The sequence below is a fragment of the Streptomyces sp. KR55 genome (genome assembly GCF_052245645.1).
In the GTDB taxonomy this organism is placed as follows: Bacteria; Actinomycetota; Actinomycetes; order Streptomycetales; family Streptomycetaceae; genus Streptomyces; species Streptomyces flavusporus.
The window spans coordinates 1-4,453 of the sequence record NZ_JBQQCE010000625.1 but is presented as its reverse complement, the minus strand read 5'-3'; the positions used below and the strand labels follow the sequence as shown (position 1 = coordinate 4,453).

4 protein-coding genes and 1 pseudogene are annotated in these 4,453 nt (G+C 71.2%); 1 reads left to right on the top strand and 4 read right to left on the bottom strand.

Annotated features, from left to right (window positions below):
* Nucleotides 1-193: pseudogene (locus ACTWQJ_RS46960) on the bottom strand (hypothetical protein); the annotation flags it as partial.
* A 67-nt stretch (nt 194-260) separates the two neighbouring features.
* Here ACTWQJ_RS46960 and ACTWQJ_RS46955 point away from each other — a divergent pair.
* Entirely contained in the window at nt 261-623 is a 363-nt protein-coding gene (locus ACTWQJ_RS46955; protein ID WP_443312498.1) for an NTP pyrophosphohydrolase, read from the top strand.
* A 150-nt stretch (nt 624-773) separates the two neighbouring features.
* Here ACTWQJ_RS46955 and ACTWQJ_RS46950 read toward each other — a convergent pair whose 3' ends face one another.
* From ACTWQJ_RS46950 to ACTWQJ_RS46940, 3 genes are all read right to left on the bottom strand, one after another.
* Nucleotides 774-2,228 (bottom strand): ArnT family glycosyltransferase, encoded by a 1,455-nt coding sequence (locus ACTWQJ_RS46950; RefSeq protein ID WP_443312497.1) that lies wholly within the window; start codon nt 2,226-2,228, stop codon nt 774-776.
* Between the two features lie 74 nt (nt 2,229-2,302).
* A complete protein-coding gene (locus ACTWQJ_RS46945; RefSeq protein ID WP_443312496.1) occupies nt 2,303-3,826 on the bottom strand; it encodes an amino acid permease in 1,524 nt (507 codons plus the stop codon).
* Nucleotides 3,827-3,963: 137 nt separating this feature from the next.
* Nucleotides 3,964-4,453 (bottom strand): transketolase C-terminal domain-containing protein (locus tag ACTWQJ_RS46940; RefSeq protein ID WP_443312495.1); only part of this gene is annotated, 490 nt, incomplete at its 5' end.

Sequence of the window (4,453 nt, the reverse complement as noted above, 5' to 3'; positions counted from 1 at the left end):
ATCCGTCGGCGCCCTGGCCCACGGCGAGCCCGGGGTGCAGACGTTGGTCTCCGCCCACCTTGCGGGAGGGCAGCCAGGCGCCGCCCGGATGGCGCTCGGCCCAGCACCACACGGCCTCGTCATTCGGGGCGTAGGCGCTGAGCCGCCCGTCACGGCCGCGTATGAGCCAGTCGCCGTTCACTGCACGGACCATTGACACGCCCCTACTTTAATCGGGTCTGCCGGGTTCCCTCTCGGCGGCTCGTGCGACCCTGGGTGGCATGAGTGCGCCACTCCTGGTCATCGTCGACGCTGCCAACGTGGTCGGTTCGGTGCCTGATGGCTGGTGGCGGGACCGGCGCGGGGCGGCGGAGCGGTTGCGGGATCGGCTGGCGGCGGATGGGGTGCCGGGGCGGGCGGAGCCTGTGGACATCGTCCTTGTGGTGGAGGGCGCGGCGCGCGGTGTGGAGTCGGTGCCCGGGGTACGGGTGGAGGCGGCGCCCGGCAGTGGGGACGACCGTATTGTCGAGCTTGTTGCCGAGGTCGGTGAGCGGCGCTGCCTGGTCGTCACGGCGGACCGGGAACTGCGGGGGCGGGTCGGGGAGTTGGGGGCGGAGGTCGTGGGGCCGCGGGCTGTGAGGTGAGCGGGGTTGGTGTGGACGCAAGGGTGGCGTAGCCCGGCGTTGCCGGGTGCCGCTGCGCCCACCCGTGCCGCCCTGGGGGTCCCCCCAGGCCCTTAAGGCACTGGGGGAGGCACGATTGCCCGCGGCTACGTGCGGCACGGCTGCTCGCAGCTAACCCACTCGGGCATACAGCACCGCCCCCTCCACCTCCCCCACCTCCTCATATCCCGCCGACAGCAACCGTCGTAGGCTCGGCAGGCGTTCCGGTGCGTACGGCTTGCCTCGGGAGTCGTCGATGATCAGGGCGGGGGGATGTGCCGCCAACTCGGCGCGGAAGGTCGGCCAGGCTCCCTCTATGGCGTGTTTCTCGCCGACCTGGGGGCCGTTGCGGCCGCCACTGTAGTTGGTGAGGAGGCCGGCGGTGAGGTAGCGGCTGGCGGGGGTGCGGTCGGCGAGCCAGTACGTCTCCGGGTGCATGCCCCAGATCAGGACGCGGTCGCCGGGGTCGGTGCGGCGGGCGGTGGCGTCTGCGAGGTGCTGGGCGTGGGCGAGTTCGGCGCGGGGGGCCAGCAGGCCCCAGGCCAGGAAGAGGGTGCAGCAGCAGGCCGAGGTGAGGACGGCGGCGATCAGGCGTTCGCGGGGCAGGATGTGCAGCGCGGCCGTCGCCAACAGGACCAGCGGCGGCAGGAGTTGCAGGTAGTAGTGGCCGAAGAAATGGAAGCCGGCCAGCACCGCCCCAGCCGACGCGGCGAACCACAGCCACAGGTCGGCGGCGCCGGTGCGGGCGATGCGCAGCACCCGCACGACCGGCGGGATCAGGCCCGCGCATCCCACGGCCAGGATCGCGGTGTTGGCCAGGGCCCGGCCCAGTACGTGGAGTTCGGAGCCCGTGAAGGAGGCGTACGCCCCCGATCCGGTGACCGTCCAGAAGAGGAAGCCGGCCGGGTCGGTGACCAGGGCCGCACCCAGTACCGGCAGCACGGCCCCCGCACCCAGCCGCAACAGCCCTCCCCGCGAGCCCCCGCCCGCACGGATGCACAGCCACATCACCGGCAGCAGTACGGCCGCCCCGGTCTGCTTGGTGAGGAAGGCACAGGCGACGGCCACCCCCGCGGCTCCCCAGTGGCGGCGGTCCGCGCACCACATCGCGGCGGCCGTGCAGGGCAGTATGAACACCTCGAAGCCGGCGGCCTGCGCGTCCTCGGGGTTGAGCCCCACGGAGGCCGGCAGGTACAGCAATCCGGCGATGCGGCCGGCGCGGTCGCCCCAGCGGCGCCGGGCGTGCGAGGCGAGCAGGACGGCGGTGAGCAGGTGGGCCAGCACCGCCAGCACCCTGACCGGCGTGAGCGACTCGGATCCGGCGACCGCGAACATGCCCTCGTACAGCCACGGCACGAGCGGCGGCTTGCGGTCCACGACCGTCTCGTACAGCCCTCCCCCGTGCGCCAGCATCCGCGCCTGTACGGCGAGATAGCCCTCGTCGGGATTCCACAGCGGCCGGACGAAGGAGGGGGCCCGGGTGAGACAGGCCAGCCCGGCCAGCAGGGGCAGCAGCCTGGTCCAGTAGCCGTGCTTCTCCCCCGGTGCGGACACGGAGCGTGGCGGGGCGAGGGACTCGGCGCGCATACGCCGTACGCTATCCGGCCCCGTATGCCCCACTGAAACAGGACATACGGGGCCAGGGCCTCAAACTGCGACGGTCACTCCTCGTCGCCGCGGGCCGGTTTCATCACCTCGGCGACGGTGGTCTCCTCGTGGCGTCCGAGACGGCTGTGGGAGCGGCCGTAGAGGAAGTAGACGACGAAGCCGACCGCCATCCAGATGGCGAACCGCACCCAGGTCTCGGCGGACAGGTTCAGCATCAGCCACAGGGAGGCCAGCACGGACACGATCGGGAGCACGGGCACCCAGGGGGTGCGGAAGGCGCGGTGCAGGTCGGGGCGGGTCCTACGGAGGATGATCACGCCCAGAGCGACGACCACGAAGGCGAACAGGGTGCCGATGTTCACCAGCGCGGCGAGTTCCTGCAGGGGCGTGAATCCGGCGAGGATCGCGATGAGGACGCCGAGCAGGATGGTCGGCCGGTGCGGGGTCTTGAACCGCGGGTGGACGCGGGAGAAGAAGCGGGGCAGCAGGCCGTCCCGGCTCATCGCGAAGAACACCCGGGTCTGGCCGAGCAGCAGGATCATGCAGACGGTGGTCAGGCCGACGGCGGCGCCGAAGCTGATGAAGCCCGCGTACCAGGGGTGCCCGGTGGCCTTGAACGCGTCGGCGAGCGGGGCGTCCACCGACAGCCGGCTGTAGTGCTGCATACCGGTGACGACGATCGACACCAGGACGTAGAGCGCGGTGCAGATGAACAGGGAGCCGAGGATGCCGCGGGGCATATCGCGCTGCGGGTTCCTGGTCTCCTCGGCGGCGGTGGCCACGACGTCGAAGCCGATGAACGCGAAGAAGACGACCGAGGCGGCGGTGAAGATGCCCATCACGCCGAAGTCGGACGGCGCCCAGCCGAACATCAGCTGGATGAGCGGCGACTCCAGGCTCCTCCCCGCCTCCTGGGGCTGCGCCTCGGGAATGAACGGTTTGTAGTTGTCGGCCGTGATGAAGAAGGCACCCGCGATGATCACGACCAGGACGACGGTCACCTTGATGGCGACGACGAGCGAGGTGACGCGCGCGGACAGCTTCATGCCGAGCACCAGGATCACGGTGAGGACGAGCACCAGGGCGGCGGCGAGGATGTCGAAGCCGAAGCCTTCGGCGCCCTGACGGGTCCCGAGCGCCTCGGGCATGTGCCAGCCCACGTTGTCCATCAGCGAGGCGATGTAGCCGGACCAGCCGACGGCCACCACCGCCGTGCCCAGCGCGAACTCCAGGACGAGGTCCCAGCCGATGATCCAGGCGGGCAGTTCGCCCAGGGAGGCGTACGAGAAGGTGTACGCGGAGCCGGCCACCGGGACGGTGGAGGCGAACTCCGCGTAGCACAGCGCGGCCAGGGCGCAGACGACGCCGGCCACCACGAAGGCCAGCGCCACGGCCGGTCCGGCGTGGGTCTTCGCGGCCGCGCCGGTGAGGACGAAGATGCCGGTGCCGATGATGACGCCGACGCCGAAGACCGTCAGGTCCAGGGCGGACAGGGTTTTCTTGAGCGCGTGCTCGGGTTCCTCGGTATCGAGGATCGACTGCTCGACCTTCTTCGTCCGGAAGAGGGTGCTGCTCACGGCATACCTCCCACGCTTGTCGGCCTCGACATGATCGAGAGGGGGCGTAGTGCGCGTATGCCCCGGCGTGAGCAGTTTCACGCTGATGGGCCGGTTTCACCACTTCACCGTGGTGCAACCGGCCCATTCAAGGGGTTTCAGTCGCGTGCGGCCTCGATCTCGTCGGCCGCGGACCGCTCGTAGCGTCCGTCGAGCCTGGCGACCAGCCCGGTGACCTGGCGGGCGATGTCCGGGGCGGTGAGCCCGATCTCCGCCATGACCTCGGCGCGGGAGGCGTGGTCGAGGAAGCGCGGCGGGATGCCGAAGTCCCGCAGCGGGACGTCGACGCCCGCGTCCCGCAGGGTCTGCGCGACGGCCGATCCGACGCCGCCGACCCGGGAGTTGTCCTCGACGGTGACGACCACGCGGTGCCGCTCGGCGAGCGGGACCATCGCCTCGTCGACCGGCTTGACCCAGCGCGGGTCGACGACGGTGGTGGAGATGCCCTGCTTGTCGAGAAGCGCGGCGATCTCCAGGCACATCGGCGCGAGGGCGCCGACGGAGACCAGCAGCACGTCGGGGGTGGTGGTGCCGGGCTCACGCAGCACGTCCATGCCGCCGATACGGCCCACGGCCGGTACGGCGGGA

Excerpts from the sequence above, each read along its gene's own strand:
- ACTWQJ_RS46950 (WP_443312497.1), bottom strand. The coding sequence starts at position 2,228 with ATGCGCGCCGAGTCCCTCGCCCCGCCACGCTCCGTGTCCGCACCGGGG.
- ACTWQJ_RS46955 (WP_443312498.1), top strand. The coding sequence starts at position 261 with ATGAGTGCGCCACTCCTGGTCATCGTCGACGCTGCCAACGTGGTCGGT.